Below are 15964 nucleotides of genomic sequence, written 5' to 3' on the forward strand. Positions count from 1 at the left end.
CCGCTAACTAAATATTTTGTCCGCCTCATCATCCGCCTTACCCATTAGACGTTCGATTAATTCAATAATCCAATCCTTAAAGAGCAGCGCAATAATAATGACAACCGCAATAATCAAAATGATCTCCAGCGTACCCAAACCGTCTTCCTCGGCCCAAAATGATCTTATAGCTTGACCTAGCTTTTTCATATATCCTCATCCTCTCTATTGTTGGTTAAGACATGAGCAGCACCGCAGGCGCAGCTACCAAAACCATAAGCACTAATAATATGCCGACTAACGGAAACACCAGCTTTGAGGAAGCTTCTTCCCCCCGGGCTCTCGCGATCGCTTTGCGTTTTTCCCACAGCGTATAAGAGAGCTCGCGCAGAGCGAGTACAAAATGCTCCCCGCCTCTGCGGTAATTGAGCAGCAGCACCGTCGTAAATACGGAAACTTCCTGTACTGCGCAGCGCCGGTTAAAGCGCTCCATGGCCGTACTGAATGACTGCCCGTTCCGCAGCATCGATACCGCATCCCCCCACTCCTTATAGAGCGGATGCAAATCATCCTCTTTCCCTTCCAAGCATCTTGCCAACGCTTGCTGCACGGTTTCACCCGCGCCTACGAGCAGCATCAGCTTACCCAGCATGCCGGGGAGTTCAATGATCATTTGCTGCTTGCGCCGCTCGACCCTTTTGCCCGCTTCCGCAAAGGGACGAATGGTCAGCACAATGCCGAATACGGCTCCCATTGCAAGCAATATGGGCTCCTGCCCCAGCAGACTCAGCCATGCACAGCCCGTTAACGCGGCGTAACCTGTGCCTAAGGCGGCTGCAGCTTGCGCTTTCGTTCTCTCTATCGTCCAAGCGTTATCCATCAGCAGGAGCAGCCTCATATGATAGCTGCCCATTGGCAGATGCAGCATATCAAACAACTTATACCGCTCCAGTGTCCGCATGAAAGGGTCGATCAAGCTAAGCTGCTTGAGCTGGCTCCCCGAAAAATCACTGCCGGTTTTCTTGTTTCTTAACTGATTCCAAAGGGAATACAGCGCCTCTTTGCCGGCCAGATAAAGCCAAATTGCCGTTAAAGTAATGGCGGCTATCGCTGCGGTCATTCCAAGCTCTCCCTTCTCTGCTACATCTGAATACGCATCATTTTCGCCATGGCCCAGAAGCAGAGGAGCAGCAGCAGCAAAGCAGCCGTCAGCAATAAATAACCGATTCCCCCATATAAGGGAGCCATATAGTCAGGGGCAGCCAAGCTTAGAAAAGCGAGAAAAACAAACGGCACCGCCATCATGATTCGTCCTTCGAATCTTTTCTGTGCGATCATAACTGTAATCTCTTGTTCAATCTCCAGCTTTTCTCCGATGATGGCCGAGGTTCTTTTCATTACCTCCAGCAAATCTCCGCCCGAACGCTTGCAGGCTGCCAACGCATCGGTAAATTGAGTGATTTCATCAATACCGGCTCGATCCGCGAAGTTCCGCAATGCATATTCAAGCGGCTCGGCGTTTTCTAACCGGAAGCGAATAATTTGGAACTCGAGCAGCAGCTCCGTGCGCGGATCCGGATACAGCAGCTTTAAATCATCAAGGGTTGCAAGAAAAGCATTTTCAAGCGAACGTCCTGCCGCAAGAGAGGAGGTCAGCGAGAATAATGCCTCCTTGAATTGCAGCTTCAGCCGCTCTTTACGCTGCTGCAGGAGCGATCTTCGCCTGAAACGAGGCGCGATTATGCCAAGCCCCGCTGCGGCAATAGATACTAGAACAGAATGATAGAACAGATAGGCTGCCAAATAAAAAGCCAAAGCGGCTGCTATCGCTGCGAATATAAACTGTTTTCTGCTTAAGTGATATCGACCATAATCCGTAAGCATTCGCCCCGCCCGGATATTGGCCATAACCTGCCCGTTCTCCCATCCACACCAGGCAAACGCCCGCTGCAGCCGCCCGCTCTGCGAACGGTACAACTGCGCCTTTTTAACCAAACCGCTGACGCTGCTCATAGCACTGCGCCTCCGCTCTTGTTTTTCCCCGCCATGATCAGCTTGTCCAGTCGTACCAGCGGATTCGCCGTTCGTTTGAGCCCGCCAATCACTTTACCGTCCTGCTCCCCTTCTTCCTCAAAAATGAAAAGGGGATTCAACATGACTTCACCGTCAGCCATGCCAACGATCTCACATATTTCCGTGACTCTGCGCGAACGATCCCGAAACCTCGACAAATGAATAATGAGATCGATCGCGGACGCGATCTGCTGCCGAATGACCAGAACAGGCAATTCGGCTGCGCTGAGCGTCATCGTTTCAAGGCGCGCCAGCATATCCTTTGCTCCGTTACTATGGCCCGTCGACATGCTGCCCGAATGACCGGAGTTAAGTGCTTGCAGCATATCGAGCGCCTCACCGCCCCGCACCTCGCCTACGATAATCCGGCTCGGACGCATCCTGAGGGAGGCGCGGATAAGATCCCGGATCGTAATTTCGCCTTTTCCCTCCGTATTTGCATTTCTCGTCTCCATCGCCACCAGATTCGGAATCGATCGTATCTGCAGCTCCGCCGAATCCTCGATCGTTACGATTCGCTCATCCGCTGGAATAAATTGCGATAATGCATTGAGGAAGGTCGTTTTTCCTGTTCCCGTTCCGCCGCTAATAAACATGTTGTATTGCGCTCCGACCATCTCTTGCAAGAAAGCCGCCGCATCTTCCGACAGCGATCCGATCGCAACCAGCTCTTCCATTAAGAGCGGCTGCTCAGGAAACTTTCGAATGGTCATGCAGGGTCCCTTCAATGCCACCGGCGGCAGCACAACATGAACCCGGGAGCCGTCCTTCAACCGCGCATCCACGATCGGAGATGATTCATTTACGACACGGTTAACGCTTGCAACGACCGTCTGAATCAGATCCTCCAGCCGTTCCCTGCTCTCGAAGGACACGGGCAGCAGCGACATCCCCCCTCTCCGTTCAACGAAAATTTCCGCATGGTGATTAATCATGATTTCGCTGATAGAGGTATCCTCCATAAGCGGCTGCAAGATATCCAGACCCCGAAAGGAATGAAACAGCCTGCGAACCAGCTGTACTTTACCGGCTGCCGTTAACGGATTCCGCTCGCACCATTCGAATACGATCTCCTCAACGATGCGCATGAGACCGTCATCCGGCAAAGCGCCGCTGAAATCTATTTTCGACCGGATTTTATTTCGCAGCTCCAATACCGTTCCGTCACTCAGCAACCATGCCCACTCCTTCTGGAATCAGCTGCTTGAACAATTGGTCTGCCGCAGCTCTGTATAACGGCGATGACAGCAGCTTTACGCTGCCCGCCCCTCGCCATTCCGGTATCTCCGGCAGCTGAAAAGCGGCATGGTTCATGCGATCCGTCTCGCCTTGAAGAGCGGTCTGTCCGACTCTCGCGGCCTGATTGTTTACATCTATGAATTTCCGGGCTAACCCTTTAAATCGCCCGTTCCATTTCTGCTCCCCGTAGCTTCGGGCCATTTTTTGTTTGTTTTTAACCGAAGCATTGCCATTCATCACCCAAAGCACCTGATCCGACTTCTCGAAAACGGCTACATGCATACCATCCATGTCGCTATCCAAATCAACAATGATGACATCATATTGGCCGCTTCGTGAAATCGCGTCTATCAAGCCCTGCGCATCTTCCTCGCATAAGGTCAATCGATCCTCCAAATTGGTGCACACCGCCAAATAATCCCCCTTAAGCTGCGAATCCCGTTTCCGATGCTCCATGATCCACTGCACCGCCTGCTCCGGCTGCGCTTTAAGACTGTACAGGAGCTCGGACAATCCCTCCTCTTTTGCATCCTCAATAGGATCGCCATTGCCGTTTGGCAGCGTGCCAAGCCAAGCCGCCGACGAGTTCCAACGCTCGAGGTTTAAATAAAACGTTCGGCGGCGATGCGCCCCCGCAGCATGCGCAAGATGCAGCGCCAACGCCGTTTTGCCTGTACCGCCGGATGCCGAGTAGACGGAAATCACTCGCACGCCGGCAGACGTTTCCTCACCAATTGCCATTTGCCTCGCAGCAGCCCGCGCATGAATCTCGGATAAACGCTGCAGCAGCTGAGGGAGCGGCTGATATTGATGCAGCTCATGCTCCTCGTCGCTTTCCCCAAGCTTCAATACGAGCGCAATAACGGGCAGCTTCGGGAGCTCTGCCTTCAGCCCGGCAAGCAGCTCAGGCTGAGCCGCCAATACATCCATTTTGTAGCCTTGCTGCACATAGCGCCTGCATGCCTCCGAATTCGTAAACGCAACGACCTGCCATTGCTCGCCGAGCTTGCTGTCACGAATATAATCGGCTAACCGCTTCAAATATTCCGGGTCCTTCACCGCTACTCCCAGCTGGTATTTGTTCAAGCCGAATCTCCTCCCTTCAGCTACGCAAACACAAAAAAAGCACCGTAGAAGGCGCAGTTACCTGCGTCCTTGTACGGTGCTTCCGTGTTTGTTCGTTAACTTTGTATAAAATTTACCATACCCTGATTCCATTCGTCAACCAAGGAATTTACTTCTGTTTTCCCCAATCGCTTAAAAACTTCTCGATCCCGATGTCGGTAAGCGGATGTTTCCAAAGCGACGGAAGAAGCGAGCCCGGGATTGTCGCGATATGCGCACCGGCTATAGCAGCCTGTTCAAGATGGCCGATATGACGGATACTGGCAACAATAATTTCGGTTGAATATCCATAGTTACGAATAATGGCATTCAGGTCACGTACCAGCTTTAAGCCTTCTACTCCGATATCATCCAGCCTGCCTACGAAGGGGCTAATAAAGGTTGCGCCCGCTTTTGCCGCCATGAGCCCTTGCGCTGCCGAGAAAACGAGCGTTACGTTCGTTTGAATACCCTTCTCTGCGAGCGCATGGGTGGCATACAAGCCGTCCTCCGTAAGCGGCAGCTTGATGACGACGTTCGGAGCCCATTCCGCGATTTCGAAAGCTTCTTTAAGCATATCATCGGCTTTCGTGCCTATAACCTCAGCGCTGACCGGACCGGACACTATACTGCAAATTTCTTGGATGACTTGTTTAAAATCCCGTCCCTCCTTCGCAATGAGCGAAGGGTTAGTCGTAACTCCGTCAACGAGTCCAAGCTTGGCAATCCGTCTAATTTCCTCTACGTTCGCTGTATCCAAGAAAAATTTCATATCCGGTCATCTCCCTTTGCCTATTGGAAAAAAAGTTTGATTTCCCGTTCCGCGCTTTCTATGGAGTCTGAGCCATGGATGATATTGCTTGCCACGTCGATCGCAAAATCGCCGCGAATCGTTCCGGCAAGCGCGTCAGACGGGTTCGTTGCGCCAATAAGCCCGCGCGCGTTTTTGATTGCATCCTTGCCTTCCCATATCATTGCGAATATAGGTCCGGAAACAATAAAATCGACCAGCTCGTCAAAAAACACCTTGGAGCGCAAATGCTCATAATGCAGCTCTGCATGCTCCCTCGACAGCTGCATAACCTTGGCGTCGATCAACTTAAAGCCTTTTTCTTCAAAGCGCGCGACAACCCGTCCTACCAAACCTCGGGCATAGCCATCCGGCTTAACCATTACAAACGTTCTATCCATTTAGAATCCCCCTTGTCTTTATCGGTATAGCCATTTATTTGTTAAGCCATTCAGTAATAATGCCGGCAGTCTCTTCAATTGCCCGATTTGTAACGTCGATAACGGGACAATTCAATGATTTCATAACCGATTCGGCATAATCCAGCTCCTCTTGAATCCGCTCAGTCGTTGCATATTGAGCTGTGGCCGGTAGCCCAAGCGTCTTCAGCCGCTCGGTTCGGATTTCAAGCAGATGCTCTGCTTGCATCGTCAATCCGATAACAAGCCGTCCGGGTGCAGGCTTTAGCTCCTCGGGCGGATTGACCTCCGGCATCAACGGCAAATTAGCCGTCTTAATCCCTTTATGGGACAAAAAGATGCTCAGCGGCGTTTTCGACGTCCGCGATACGCCGATCAGCACGACCTGCGCCTGCATAAAGCCGCGCGCGTCTTTGCCGTCGTCGTATTTTACCGCAAATTCGATCGCATCCATCCGGCGGTGATAGGCATCGTCAATCGAATGCAGCAGTCCAGGCTCCCGCTTCGGGAAGCTGCCGAACGTATCCACGTAAGCCTGCATCATCGGTCCCATGACATCGACGGCTCGGACACCCGCTCTCAGCGCCTCTTCCTTCATCAGCTCCCGCAGCTCCGGCTGAACGAGCGTATAGCTGATAAAACCGCCCGTGCTGAGTGCTTCGGCGACAATCCGCAATATTTCATCTTCGGACTTGATGTGCCCGAAACGTTTGATTTTTACATGCTCCGACGAAAATTGACGCAGCGTTGCCTTAGCTACCGCTTCCGCCGTTTCACCGACTGCATCGGAGCATACATAAATGATTTGCTCTGTCATAACTCTGGCTCCCCCAATTCCCCATTCATCGTGATGTCCGCCATCATACGTATGATACTCGACTTCGATACCCAGCCGGTTACTTCCGGATCAGCGGCTTGTTCATCGCGAGGAACAATGACCGGCAGGCAATCTACCTGGTGGAGCGACATTTTTCGGATCGCATCCATTACGGAATCATCGGGCATCAGCGTCACGATATTCGGATAACGGGTCATTACCATGCTGACTGGGATCGCCGCAGCGCCAGCGTTGCCTAGTGTTATTTTGAGCAAATCCTTAGGGGTAACGATTCCGACAAACCTCTTCTGTTCATTGACGACTAAGAGGGTATCCGCATTCTCGGTAAACAAGGTTATGACGGCATCATGCACGGATAGGGAGTCAGGCACATTCACAGGAACGCCCTGTACCTCTCTTACCTTCATATTGTTGAATTGCTGTGTAGGCTCGCTGTTTGCCCGATAGGTGTTGCCGAGAAAATAACCGACCTTTGGCTTCGCATCAAGCAAGCCCAGCATAACGAGAAGCGATAAATCCGAGCGCAGCGTCGGCCTGCTGACGCCTAAATATTCTGCTAATTGTTCACCGGTAATCGGCGCACGCCTCTTCACAAGCTCAAGAAGCTCCAATTGCCGCGTGGATAACTGAATCGGACTCGCCTCCATCCTTTATATGAGTCATATTAAAACGAAATAGTACCATTATTCGAGAAATAATATATCATATTAGCGCAATGTGTACAATAAATAGTCGTTTCACTCTTTGAAAATGACTTTGTACAAGGCCTGCGTTCCGCTATTTTCTTCGCCAAGCGCTATGACCTGCTCGTACAAGGAACGTGCCAATGCGAGCCCCGGTAACGGAAGTCCCAGTTCATCGGCCGATTCGATGGCAATTTTGATATCCTTCATAAAATGCTTCACATAAAAGCCCGGCGCAAAATCCCCGTTAATGATGCGCGGCCCAAGGTTGGAGAGCGACCAGCTGCCTGCCGCGCCTGCCTCAATGCTTTTCAGAACCCTGCTAGGTTCCAGTCCCGCGCGCTTCGCGTAGGCCAGGGCTTCGCTGATGCCAATCATATTAGAGGCGATCGCGATTTGATTGCACATTTTAGTAAATTGTCCGGAGCCCGCCTCGCCTTGGTATACGATATTTTTGCCCATCAATTCAAATAAAGGCAGTACGGTATCAAAGGTATCCTCCTGGCCTCCTGCCATGATCGATAATCTAGCTTCTCTAGCTCCCACATCGCCTCCGGAGACAGGAGCATCAAGCGCCGCTAACCCTTTGTTTCTAGCTTCCTGCTCGATGCGTTTTGCCAGAGACGGGCTTGAGGTCGTCATATCGATAAATATCGCATTTGGCCGCGCATGCCGCAGCAAACCCGAAGCTCCGAAATACACCTCCTCGACATCCGCGGGATAACCCAGCATCGTAATTACAATATCCGATTGCTCGGCTGCCGATTTAGGCGAATCCTGCCATACAGCTCCCTTTGCCAGCAATCCGTCTGCCTTCGATTTCGTGCGGTTATACACATTTACCTTATATCCGTGATCAATCAAATGCCCAGCCATGCTTGCTCCCATGATCCCTGTTCCGATAAATCCGATTGTGCTGTCTTGATTTATTGCCTGCTTTGCCATTACCATCCCGCCTCTCCGATTACGTTTTAAGTTAGATTCATTGTAGCAAAAAAACAGCCGGAGACAAGAATGCTCCCCTTGTCTCCGGCTGTCCGGTCGATGCTGAAAATTCAATAATAGCCTATTCGTTTGTCATTTGGATAAACTGCTCTACATCGACTGCCGTCAGCGCTACGGCTTCCTGCCAGAAATCCTTTTCCTCTACGTTGACGCCAAGATGCGCTTCAGCCAGCTGCTCGACGGACATTCTGCCTGTATCGCGCAGCAAGGCGACATATTGGTTTTTGAAATCCGGCCCTTCCTTCAACGCTTTGGCATAAATGCCCGCGCTGAACAGATAGCCGAACGTATAAGGGAAGTTGTAGAACGGCACGTCCGTTAAGTAAAAATGCAGCTTCGACGCCCAAAAATGCGGATGGGCCTCTCCCAGCATATCGCAATACGCTTCGCGCTGCGCTTCCTCCATCAATGCGTTCAGCTCTTCGACGGGCACCAAACCCTCGCTCCGGCGCGCATAGAAACGGGTTTCGAATAAGAACCGGGCATGGATGTTCATAAAAAAAGCAACCGACCGCTGAATTTTATCTTCCAGCAATCCCAGCTTTTCCTCCGGGTCTACCGCGGCCTTGAGCGCTCGGTCCGATACAATCAGCTCCGCGAACGTCGAAGCCGTCTCTGCTACATTCATTGCGTATTCCTGCGACAGCGCCGGCAAATCATTCATCACATGCTGATGATAGGCATGGCCGAGCTCATGGGCCAGCGTGGAAATATTCGATGCGCTGCCGGAATAGGTCATGAAAATACGGGTTTGGCCGCTTTTTGGAAAAGACGTGCAGAAGCCGCCCGGACGCTTGCCGGGGCGATCCTCCGCTTCAATCCACCCTTCCCGGAAGGCCATTTCCGAGAAATCCGCCAGCTCCGGACTGAACGAGCGGAACTGCTCGACAATGAAGGCAGCCGCTTCGTCATAAGGAATTATTTTTGTCGCGGAGCCGATCGGCGCTTCCACGTCATGCCAATCCAGCTTCCCGACTCCGAGCAGCTTCGCTTTGCGCTCTAGATACCGCACGAGCACCTGTTTGCTTTCCTGTATGGCATCCCACATCGCTTGCAGCGTGGCTTCGCTCATGCGGTTCATTTGCAGCGGCTCTTGGAGCACCGATTCCCATCCGCGCTTGCCGTAAAGCTTAAGGCGGAACCCGGAAATCCGATTCAAAGTCTCGGCGCATAGATCCGCTTGCTCCGACCATTCGCGCTCCCACTCTGCAAATGCAGCCTTCCGCACCTCGCGGTCGCCGTCAGACAGGCGGTTGTGCATTTGTCCCGCGGATAAAATATTTTTTTTGCCGTCCTTGCCGACTTCGGTAAATTTAGCCCGCGACACGATTACGTTATAATAATCGCCCCAGCCGTGATAACCGTCAACCGCCAGGTCTCCTGCCAAAGCTTCCAGCTCCGGAGCCATCTTTTGTTTCGCAAGCTCGCGTCGTTCAGCCAGGCTAAAAGCTACCTCTGCCAGTTTTTCGTGCTCAAGCAGCTTCGACCATTCGAGGTCGTCCATGCCGCGAAGCCTGTTGTCAAAGCGCGTAAGTACGCCGAGCAGCTTGGCACCGAGCGTCTTCACGCGGTCGCCGCGCGCATTGGCTGCGGAATCTTTGATGTCTTGTGCCAGGAGGCATGACACAAACGACTCCGATTGCCGCAGCCTGATGATGACGCTTTGCAGCAGCTCCGTCATTGCGGCAATGTCTGATGCCGACGTGCTGTTCTCGCCCGACAAGGCGGCTGCCAACTTCGCAATGTCTGCATCCAGGCCTTTCAACTCTTCCTGAAAGGCTGCCGAACTTGAGCCTCCCTCGTAAAACACATCCAAATCCCAGCTTTGCGGATATCCCTGCTTCATCTGCTTCCATCCTCTCTTTAGCTAACGTACACGGCTGTTGCCATATACTGCGGCATAAAAAAAGCCAAGATGAGGCCGCGTTTTTATTTGCGCAAACCTTCTCGGCAGTGTATAACTTAATTATATCCAGATTGGAGGAATTTCACCATGTCTAAACCGTTGCAAATTTCGGCTGATACTGCCGTTAAGCTATCTGAGCAGCTTGGCGTACCGATAGAGCATCTCATGCATATGCCGCGCCATATCTTATTGCAAAAGCTTGCAGAGCTGGCTAAGACCGATACGCCCGCAGCTCCCGAAAGCGATAAGAAGGAATGATTCCGTTCGAAAAAGCATGGCCTTATGACGTCATTATGGGCGACCTTTATGTATCAAGCTGTCCTTTTTGCGGTGCGGATAACGTACTGCTTCCCGTAAGGCCAGCTGAGCTTCAAGACATACAGGATGGCATGAAACGGCTGCTCGTTTTCCCATGCTGCCGCAACAAAGTTACCATTGTGGACGCAGACCGCGACTACTTGTTAACGGACCGCGTCCTTCGGAAAGCGTTGCGCTAAGCGGATGTAGAAATCGTCTGCTCCGTTAAGCCTTTGTTCTCGTTTGTAGAGGTGTCGCCGGATCCGTTTTTCGATCTGGCTTCCATCTCCTCGCGGATAAACTGCCACTGTTCGCGGCTGGCGCGAATCATGGCGGCATCGACGATCTTCTTATCATTCACGACGCGGGAAAACCACCTTACGGCATCGTTTAATTCCCCGACTCTGCGATTCAGCTCCCCGATCAGGAACATCAGCTTCGCATTATTAAGCGCTACGCCTTCTGCTTCATATACCCTTATGTAGGACTGAAGCGCAAAACGCAGAAACCTTATCTCCTCGTTTTGATTCTCTTCATAACGGTAGAGCCACGCAATATGATGCAAAATGCCCGCAATCACACGGTCTTTCTCCCCAACTGCTTGTGCCGAGAGGAGTGCCAGCTTGTAGCTCGCCATAGCCTGCTTCGCGTTACGCTCGCCGCAATAATCTTGGTTTTGCCAACGAAATCCGATTTTTTCGAGGTATTGCTTCTTTTGTTGATCGTTCAACCGCTCTAGTCCATTTTCAGTCGACGCAAAGCCGCAATTTGGGCAAACCCGAACCACATAAAAGTCAGGGTTCACATCTATTTTATAATATCCGCAAAAGTCAGAATCCACCCTGGCTGCTCTTTTAAAGCTGGGTCTCACGCGAGATGTCATAAACGTATTTTCACAGCAGATGCATACGATTTTGGATTGGTAGAGCGGTTCCATACGATCACGTCTCCTCTTCAGATGTATTTACAAAATGGTGTGCAGGCCCGGATAGTCTATCTATAACAATGAGCTGAAGCTCTTCATGTATACCTACCTCCTGCAAAGCTCTTCGCATGCAGTCCAGCCATGCTTCAGCCCGCTCAGGGGTTATGGGAAATGGCAAATGCCTTGCTCGCATCATCGGATGCCCGTATTCATCTGAATACAACGAAGGACCTCCGAAAAACTGTGTTAAAAATAAATATTGCTTCTCTATTACGGGATCTATATCTTGCGGGAACAAAGGCCCAAGCAATGGATGAGCTTGTACCTTCGGATAAAAAGATTCAACAATTAGTCTTAAAGTCTCAGGTCCGCCTAATGCTTCATAAAGGCTTATATTCCTATTCATCGTCCAAACCATCTCCAATTTGTAGGTATTTAGTATTATATCATAAAAAATATTTTTCAGGTAACAAAAAAAAGCCCGCAATATGTAATTGCGAGGCTCATCATATAGTGCGTATTACCCTTCAACCTTCATAGTCCTCTTCCCCAGGTGCTGTAAGAGATTCTCGAATGACATAGACGAAAGCACAAACCAAGATGCCAGCGATTATACTCATACTCATCACTCCAACTGTTCTAAGGTAATTCTATTGTACCATAAAAAATTCAGGAATCCAGTATTTTGCAAGCGTTTTCTTTTTTGATTGTTATTATTTTTAACTTACCGGTGGTGATGGATGTCCACATTTGAACATATATGTGTAGGAAGGGTTGTACGGCCTCACGCATTCTTGCAGACTTACCCTTTCCCATTCAATAGGAGGCGGTCTTTTTGCTGCGTACATTTATCCATCCGTTATCCATAACCGCCCTTTGTGCTCTCGTTATCGCGCTGCTGATGACCGTCTTTCCAACGGAGACGCTTAGCTCCTCGCTGCGCGGCTTATCGATCTGGTGGCAGGTGCTTTTCCCAGCGCTTTTTCCTTTCTTCGTTATCTCGGAGCTGGTGCTGGGCTTCGGCATCGTGCACTTTTTCGGAAAGCTGCTGGATCCGCTGATGCGCCCTTTGTTCCGGCTTCCAGGCATTGGCGGATTTGTCGTGACGATGGGCTATATATCGGGATACCCCGTAGGAGCCAGGCTTACCGCTCAGCTCTGGGAACAGCGGCTCGTCAACCGCGCGGAGGGCGAACGGCTCGTCGCTTTTACGACAACCTCGGATCCCATATTTCTAATCGGTGCCGTATCGGTAGGCTTTTTCCATAACGTCGCCCTTGCGCCTGTGCTAGCTGCAGCCCACTATGGGGGCGGACTTCTGATCGGGTTCCTTATGCGCTTTCATGATCGGCACGCCGCGCCTTCGTCCGCCAAAAAAATCGTCGATGTTGCAAACGGTTTGAGAAAACGCAGGCCTTCCCGGATCGCAGAGGCGCTTAAAGCGATGCATGAGGCGCGTTTGCTGGATGGCCGGGGATTAGGCAGACTTTTACAGGATTCCGTTCAATCCGCGCTCCGGCTGATGATCGTTGTGGGCGGACTTGTTGTTTTTTTCTCCGTTGTCATGGAGATGCTCACCCATGCCGGCATCGTAGAAGCCATGGCGGAAGCGCTGCGTTATTTGTTTACCCTTATCGGTCTGCCAACGCCCCTTGCAGACGCAGGCATCTTTGGTTTATTTGAAGTAACGCTGGGCTCTCGCGCGGCAGGGGCTGCAGGCACGGGACTTATGCATCAAGCAGCGATTGCTGCCTGGGTCCTTTCTTGGGGAGGTCTTTCGGTGCACGCACAAATTGCCAGCCTGCTCAGCAGAACCGATTTGCGTTATCGCCCCTTGTTTTTTGCCAGACTCCTGCATGGTTTTATTGCGATGGCTCTAGTTTATATTCTTTGGGGCTGGCTCGGTCCTTGATTTGCCCATTTTAATCTGCTGGAGCACCGCGGCGCATTGAATTAAAAGGCATTTTCCTTTATCATCTTAAGTACTATGGAGATCGGAAGGAGATTTACCTTTGAAGTATGCGGTTATTGATCGAGGCGATGCTTTATCCCAATCGTTAGCGGAGAAATTTCATACCTTAGCTGCGGAGCGCGGCTTCAATCGGAATGACGAAGCACCGGAGATTGTCATTTCCATTGGAGGAGACGGAACGCTTCTTCAAGCTTTTCATAAATATGTTGACCAAATTACGGATGTTGCATTTGTCGGGATCCACACCGGCCATCTTGGTTTCTATGCCGACTGGCAGGCAGACGAGCTCGAGGAGATGGTGAAGATGATGGCCGAGGAAACCCCTCGCATTGTCAGATATCCGCTTGCTGAGATTGAGCTTGAGACGCCGACCGAATCCCGCCATTATTTATCATTGAATGAATTTACGCTCAAGGGCGTAGACGGCACGCTTGTGGCTCAGATCAATATCAATGACGAATTGTTCGAAATGTTCCGCGGAGACGGGATCGTCATTTCGACCCCTTCGGGAAGCACCGCATATAACAAAAGCTTGGGCGGCGCCATCGTCCATCCATCGATAGAATCGCTGCAAATCGCCGAGATTGCTTCAATCAACAATCGTGTATACCGTACGCTTGGTTCCTCCGTGCTGCTGCCGCAGCATCATCATTGCGATATCATCTCGAAGAAAGAGCAGCGGCTCCAGCTCACCATTGACCATGTCAGCATCATGCGCAGCGATATTCTCTCGATTCGCTGCAACGTATCCAGCCGCAAAGTCAGCTTTGCAAGATACCGTCCCTTCCCTTTCTGGAATCGGGTCCGGGAAGCTTTTCTCGGCTACGACGTGCGTTAAGCGCTTGGCCGTTCCGTTTTCGTTTAAACCATTGCAAAAAAAAGACACTGTAGCGCCAGCTAATGGCGCTCCGTGTCTTTTTTATTTGGTCGATTCGTTTCAGCCGATGCGGATGCTGCTGCCGTCTCGATTGCCGCAAGCCGGAACGGCTTTTTGCCGCGATGGTCATTGCCTTTGTAGCCGCCTTTGCGCTGCTGTTCGCGTTTGCCGCTGCCCTGCTGATCATTTTGGGTTCGGGCTTCGCCTGCATTAACGTTATCGTTCCCGCTTTTGTTTTCATTGCTGCTTCGGTTGGAGCTTCTGTGACGATTTTCACGGCTGTGATTTCGGCTATGCCGTTCATGCGATGGAAAAGCAGCTTCTTCCTTCGCGCTTGCAACCTCACCATTCTCTGTATCCGCGCTGTCAGAAGCCTCTACCAATCCTGCAGCCGCCGCGAGCAAATCAGCCGCTTCAATACGTGGGCGCTGGTCATCCGCATCCAAATCGTAGTCATCCGGCTCACGCTGCGTGCTCTGCGTCTTCTCGAGAATGAAATAGGCGCAGCCAAAATTACAATATTCATTGATATAATCCGACATGCCGGATAAATTGCTGTCTTTAGTAGCCTTTTGATGATTATCGCGGAAAAAGCCCTTTAGCCGAAGCTGGCTGTAGCCCCAATCGCCAACGATGAAATCGTAACGCTCCAATACCTCGCTGTAACGGTCGCGAAACGCTTCAGGATTCCAACCGTTCCTGTTTTCTTGTACGATTTCGTATGATTTTCCTCCGATATGAATCAAAGCCATGGTCTCCACCTCATCTTGAGCGTCAGTTACATGCTGCTCGAGCAAGCGCCGGAGGATATCTCACGGTCGAATCCCGCTTCTACGGTATCTGCAGCAATCGCTGCGTGTGCCGAATCGGTCTGCTCATGCGCATGGTAAGAGCTGCGTACTAGCGGCGCGGATTCAACATGCCTGAAACCGCGCTTCAGCCCTTCTTCTTTCAATTTTGCGAATTCGTCCGGGTGAACGTAACGCACGATCGGCAAATGATTCGGCGACGGCTGCAAATATTGGCCCAACGTCAAAATATTCACGTCGTTGGCCCGCAGGTCATCCATCGTTTGCAAAATTTCATCCCACTCTTCGCCAACGCCAAGCATAATGCTTGATTTCGTAGGGATTTTGGGTTTCATTTCTTTAGCGCGTCTTAGAAGCTCCATCGTACGGCTGTATTTAGCTTTGGCCCGAACGCGGTCAGAAAGACGTTCCACAGTTTCTACATTATGGTTCAAAATGTCCGGATTCGCATCCATGACGATCTGAAGGGCATCCTTGTTGCCGAGGAAATCCGGGATTAGCACTTCGACGCGGCAAAATGGCATGCGTTTGCGGATAGCATGTACGGTTGCCGCAAATATAGATGCGCCGCCATCCTTCAAATCATCGCGGGCAACCGAGGTGACTACGCAGTGCTGAAGATTCATTTGCTCCGCTGCTTCCGCTACGCGTTCCGGTTCGTCCAAATCCAGCTCGGTCGGCATGCCCGTCTTAACGGCGCAGAAACGGCATGCGCGCGTGCAAATATCGCCCAAAATCATGAATGTCGCCGTGCGATTCGACCAGCATTCATAAATATTCGGACAACGCGCTTCCTCACATACGGTATGTAACGTTTTGGTGCGCATCATATTTTTAATTTCGGCATAGTTGCCGTCTGTCGCTAATTTTATGCGAAGCCAGTCAGGCTTTTTGAGTGTTTCCTTTTGTTTCATTAGGGATTACCTGCTTTCAAGTTCATTTATAATTCCTAAACTCATGGGGTTATTATAACATGTTTCCAATAAAAATAGCACTTTCTCGCGATTTCGTTTCCAGGCGGAAACACTTTCCTCAAGCCGGCTTTCAT

19 protein-coding genes are annotated in these 15964 nt (G+C 51.0%); 4 read left to right on the top strand and 15 right to left on the bottom strand.

Features of this window, described 5'->3' with window-relative positions; genetic code table 11:
* Positions 1-3: 3 nt before the first annotated feature.
* From MRBLPE1_RS08975 to MRBLPE1_RS09025, 11 genes are all read right to left on the bottom strand, one after another.
* Positions 4-189 carry a Flp1 family type IVb pilin gene (locus tag MRBLPE1_RS08975; protein ID WP_056630584.1) on the bottom strand — a complete coding sequence of 62 codons (186 nt, stop codon included), beginning with the start codon at positions 187-189 and terminating at the stop codon, positions 4-6.
* 25 nt (positions 190-214) lie between these two features.
* Complete coding sequence (locus tag MRBLPE1_RS08980) at positions 215-1099, bottom strand: type II secretion system F family protein (protein WP_364144213.1); 885 nt, start codon at positions 1097-1099, stop codon at positions 215-217.
* Between the two features lie 20 nt (positions 1100-1119).
* Entirely contained in the window at positions 1120-1992 is an 873-nt protein-coding gene (locus MRBLPE1_RS08985) for a type II secretion system F family protein (protein ID WP_364144216.1), read from the bottom strand.
* Positions 1989-3224, bottom strand: a complete 1236-nt coding sequence (locus MRBLPE1_RS08990) for a CpaF family protein (protein WP_414698859.1) — start codon at positions 3222-3224, stop codon at positions 1989-1991. The genes MRBLPE1_RS08985 and MRBLPE1_RS08990 overlap by 4 nt, the downstream gene beginning before the upstream one ends.
* Positions 3217-4377 carry a hypothetical protein gene (locus MRBLPE1_RS08995; RefSeq protein ID WP_364144221.1) on the bottom strand — a complete coding sequence of 387 codons (1161 nt, stop codon included), beginning with the start codon at positions 4375-4377 and terminating at the stop codon, positions 3217-3219. The genes MRBLPE1_RS08990 and MRBLPE1_RS08995 overlap by 8 nt, the downstream gene beginning before the upstream one ends.
* 148 nt (positions 4378-4525) lie before the next feature.
* Complete coding sequence (gene fsa, locus MRBLPE1_RS09000; protein WP_308997159.1) at positions 4526-5167, bottom strand: fructose-6-phosphate aldolase; 642 nt, start codon at positions 5165-5167, stop codon at positions 4526-4528.
* A gap of 20 nt (positions 5168-5187) precedes the next feature.
* Complete coding sequence (gene ndk / locus MRBLPE1_RS09005; RefSeq protein ID WP_364144225.1) at positions 5188-5586, bottom strand: nucleoside-diphosphate kinase; 399 nt, start codon at positions 5584-5586, stop codon at positions 5188-5190.
* Between the two features lie 34 nt (positions 5587-5620).
* Positions 5621-6421 carry a pyruvate, water dikinase regulatory protein gene (locus MRBLPE1_RS09010; RefSeq protein WP_364144228.1) on the bottom strand — a complete coding sequence of 267 codons (801 nt, stop codon included), beginning with the start codon at positions 6419-6421 and terminating at the stop codon, positions 5621-5623.
* Entirely contained in the window at positions 6418-7089 is a 672-nt protein-coding gene (locus tag MRBLPE1_RS09015; protein ID WP_364144231.1) for a CBS domain-containing protein, read from the bottom strand. The genes MRBLPE1_RS09010 and MRBLPE1_RS09015 overlap by 4 nt, the downstream gene beginning before the upstream one ends.
* Positions 7090-7179: 90 nt before the next feature.
* Positions 7180-8076 (bottom strand): NAD(P)-dependent oxidoreductase, encoded by an 897-nt coding sequence (locus MRBLPE1_RS09020; protein WP_364144234.1) that lies wholly within the window; start codon positions 8074-8076, stop codon positions 7180-7182.
* Between the two features lie 115 nt (positions 8077-8191).
* On the bottom strand, positions 8192-9976 hold the full coding sequence (locus tag MRBLPE1_RS09025; RefSeq protein ID WP_364144237.1) for a M3 family oligoendopeptidase: 1785 nt from the start codon (positions 9974-9976) through the stop codon (positions 8192-8194).
* 147 nt (positions 9977-10123) lie between these two features.
* Here MRBLPE1_RS09025 and MRBLPE1_RS09030 point away from each other — a divergent pair, with 147 nt between their 5' ends.
* Together MRBLPE1_RS09030 and MRBLPE1_RS09035 are read left to right on the top strand one after the other, a co-directional pair.
* Positions 10124-10294 carry a YycC family protein gene (locus MRBLPE1_RS09030; protein ID WP_364144240.1) on the top strand — a complete coding sequence of 57 codons (171 nt, stop codon included), beginning with the start codon at positions 10124-10126 and terminating at the stop codon, positions 10292-10294.
* The gene (locus tag MRBLPE1_RS09035; protein WP_364144243.1) at positions 10291-10533 is read left to right on the top strand and encodes a hypothetical protein; all 243 of its coding nucleotides are present in this window, start codon (positions 10291-10293) and stop codon (positions 10531-10533) included. Before MRBLPE1_RS09030 ends, MRBLPE1_RS09035 begins: the two co-directional genes overlap by 4 nt.
* On the opposite strand, the gene MRBLPE1_RS09040 is transcribed toward MRBLPE1_RS09035, so the two are convergent.
* Together MRBLPE1_RS09040 and MRBLPE1_RS09045 are read right to left on the bottom strand one after the other, a co-directional pair.
* Positions 10530-11270, bottom strand: a complete 741-nt coding sequence (locus MRBLPE1_RS09040) for a DUF2225 domain-containing protein (protein ID WP_364144245.1) — start codon at positions 11268-11270, stop codon at positions 10530-10532. The two genes, MRBLPE1_RS09035 and MRBLPE1_RS09040, sit on opposite strands and share 4 nt — an antisense overlap.
* 4 nt (positions 11271-11274) lie before the next feature.
* Positions 11275-11664: a globin gene (locus tag MRBLPE1_RS09045; RefSeq protein ID WP_364144248.1), complete on the bottom strand. Its 390-nt coding sequence runs from the start codon at positions 11662-11664 to the stop codon at positions 11275-11277.
* A gap of 429 nt (positions 11665-12093) precedes the next feature.
* Here MRBLPE1_RS09045 and ylbJ point away from each other — a divergent pair, with 429 nt between their 5' ends.
* Both ylbJ and MRBLPE1_RS09055 read left to right on the top strand, forming a co-directional pair.
* Positions 12094-13170: a sporulation integral membrane protein YlbJ gene (ylbJ, locus tag MRBLPE1_RS09050; protein ID WP_364144251.1), complete on the top strand. Its 1077-nt coding sequence runs from the start codon at positions 12094-12096 to the stop codon at positions 13168-13170.
* Positions 13171-13270: 100 nt separating this feature from the next.
* Entirely contained in the window at positions 13271-14068 is a 798-nt protein-coding gene (locus MRBLPE1_RS09055) for an NAD kinase (protein ID WP_364144252.1), read from the top strand.
* A 59-nt stretch (positions 14069-14127) separates the two neighbouring features.
* Here the strand turns inward: MRBLPE1_RS09055 and MRBLPE1_RS09060 are convergent, their stop codons facing one another.
* Together MRBLPE1_RS09060 and lipA are read right to left on the bottom strand one after the other, a co-directional pair.
* Positions 14128-14859, bottom strand: a complete 732-nt coding sequence (locus MRBLPE1_RS09060; RefSeq protein WP_364144255.1) for a YutD family protein — start codon at positions 14857-14859, stop codon at positions 14128-14130.
* 26 nt (positions 14860-14885) lie between these two features.
* Positions 14886-15830: a lipoyl synthase gene (gene lipA / locus MRBLPE1_RS09065; protein WP_364144257.1), complete on the bottom strand. Its 945-nt coding sequence runs from the start codon at positions 15828-15830 to the stop codon at positions 14886-14888.
* Between the last annotated feature and the right edge of the window lie 134 nt (positions 15831-15964).

Origin of the sequence: Paenibacillus sp. LPE1-1-1.1 (assembly GCF_040676435.1) — a bacterium.
Classification (GTDB): domain Bacteria; phylum Bacillota; class Bacilli; order Paenibacillales; family Paenibacillaceae; genus Pristimantibacillus.